We start from the raw sequence: 2,253 nt of genomic DNA on the forward strand, positions 1-2,253 counted from the left end.
CAGCTTTAACCGCGTCCGTAGTGTTTTGTTGTCCAGCCCTAGTTTTTGAATCGCCCGCTGCCAATGCGGATGCAATTCCTCGAATAGCGGCGCTTGCGGTCTTATCGGGTAAACGTTATCCATGATTGTCATTTCCGTCCTTAAAGGGCCGGACCATCTCCGGTCCGGCCCGTTTCCGTTGGGCTTAGCATCGCAGCCCATTCACGCTGTGTCATAATCCCGACCTCGATAACCGCGTCATGAACTGCTCGGTACAGTATGGTGTGGTGTTCTATCGCGTCGGCGATTGAATCAAGCTCTGCGGCCATCTGGTCAAGTTGCGGCAGGTCGCCTAATGCTCGGCGCATAATCTCGATGTCTCGATGCCTGCACGTGATCCACTGCCCGGGTGTTCGGGGGTTTCGTCTCCGGTTGGATTTCAAACGCGGTCCTCTCTTTGTTCAGGGGACGGCAAAGCCCCGCACCCGAAGGTGCGGGGCCTGCCGCTATTCGATTACGATTGCCCTGTATCAGGCAGCGTCGTACAAACGCACCACACCGGCAGGATTCAAAAATCCGAACCCGACACGGCTAATCGCACGCACGTACAAACCGTCGTTGGTCACGCTCGGGAACCGCTCGACCGTGGTGCCCTTGCGGAGCACGTACCGCTGTTGGGTCTTGTCGATGCCCCACGCGAACGTCGCGGCGTCGACAGAGGTCGACGTGAGCACCGGCAGACCGGCAACCTCGATACCGTCCGCGACGAACTGCAACAGCGGCTGGTTTGAGCCGCTTTGAGTTTTGAGCGTCGACAGCGTCTCGGCCGTGGTCGGCGACATCAGCCAGTGGGTCAGCTTCGCTCCGTGCGCCTCGGCGGCATACCGGCCCGCGATGAACGCGTCCAGATTCGCCAGCGAAGCCCCGGTGTCAACCGCGGTCGCGGCCAGCGACAGCAGCCCGTTCGGGCCTTTGGTCGTGGTGTTGGCGAAGTACGCCGCGTCCAGCGCCTTGCTGATCTGGTTGGCGAGCGCCGCCCCGATCTGGTCGGCGATAGCCGGATCGGTGTCTCCGACCGTCTCATTGCCGACTAGGGTCAGACCGGCGGTCTTGGCCGGGGTGACCACAACCTCATCGGTGTCGCCATCGGCCAGGGCGATCTCGTCCAGCTCGTTGTAGAACGCGACTGCCGGGTCGGCAACCCACAGCGGGAAGTTCACCTTCTGCCGGTCGGTGGCGAACAGCGTGCTGGCCTGCGCCGCGACCGACTTAGCCCTGACAGAGGTGTCCAGCATGGTGCCGAAATCAGACGGCAACCACGCCGCAGCGGTGGTGGAACTAACAGTAGACAATTGAGTCTCCTAAACGAACGGCCCAGCACGTGTGTGCCGGGCCGGTAGATGATTTGGACACCCGAAGGTCACAGACCCCGGGGCGGTCCCAGCGGAAGCTGGGGCCTTGAGGGCACCGGCACCGCCGGTACCCGGGTTGCGGCGCTGCCGCTGGTAATGCCCTGTTGCCTACCCGTCACGGACGGGCTGCTAGGGCAAGTTCTAGGTGCGGAGCAGGTCCGCCCATGACAGCCGGTCGGGCTGGTGCCGGTTGCCGGTGCCTTGCGACAGGTCGACCAGCCGATCCCGCTTCACGCGGGCCAGACCGGGCCGGTCGGCGAGCAGCGCGGCCACCGCGTCGGCAACCGCCTCGCCGTCAACGTCGCCGGCCTCATCCAACAGGTCAGTGAGGGCAACCCCACCGACCTCGAACAAGTCGGCAGGTGCCGCCAAGTCACCGGCGAGCCGTTCGACCTCGGCCCGCTGGAACGCTTCGATACGGGCGTTGGCCGCCTCTAACGCGGTCCTAGCCTCGTTGCGCTCGACCCGATACCGCGCCTCGCGGTTCGGCCTTTGCTCCGGCGTTTCGGCGTCGGCGTCGGCAACGGCGTCGGCGGGGTCAGCGTCGGCGGGAATGGTCTGGTCGGTAACAATCTCATCGGGCATGTTCAGCTTCCAATCGTTCGGTTCGGGCGGTTAGCGCCGCAATCTTTTCGGCGAGTTTTCGTATTGCGTATTCGACGGCGTTCTCAGGCATTTAGAAGCTCCCTGGTGCCATCTATCCGCGATAGGGGATTGAGGCCGTCCAGCGGCCTCTCAGAGGCGTCGGTCCTGCCTACAACCTTCAGCTCCCACGGCATAAACCACGTGACGCTATCGCCCCGCATGTTCCCGCCGCGCTTGCCGCTCGGCGGCAGTTGCTTCCCGATAGCGACGCCAACCT

The 2,253-nt window shown here is 63.5% G+C and carries 3 protein-coding genes; all 3 read right to left on the reverse strand.

Annotation, left to right across the window (positions count from 1 at the left end):
• Positions 1-509: 509 nt before the first annotated feature.
• On the reverse strand, positions 510-1,331 hold the full coding sequence (locus AC2VON_RS22455; RefSeq protein WP_486954845.1) for a phage major capsid protein: 822 nt from the start codon (positions 1,329-1,331) through the stop codon (positions 510-512).
• Positions 1,332-1,532: 201 nt separating this feature from the next.
• Entirely contained in the window at positions 1,533-1,976 is a 444-nt protein-coding gene (locus tag AC2VON_RS22460) for a hypothetical protein (protein WP_486954846.1), read from the reverse strand.
• Between the two features lie 83 nt (positions 1,977-2,059).
• Positions 2,060-2,253: hypothetical protein (locus AC2VON_RS22465; RefSeq protein ID WP_486954847.1), on the reverse strand; the 194-nt coding region annotated here is incomplete at its 5' end.

The sequence above is a fragment of the Mycobacterium sp. TH-M82 genome (assembly GCF_057473605.1).

Excerpts from the sequence above, each read along its gene's own strand:
- AC2VON_RS22460 (WP_486954846.1), bottom strand. The coding sequence starts at position 1,976 with ATGCCCGATGAGATTGTTACCGACCAGACCATTCCCGCCGACGCTGAC.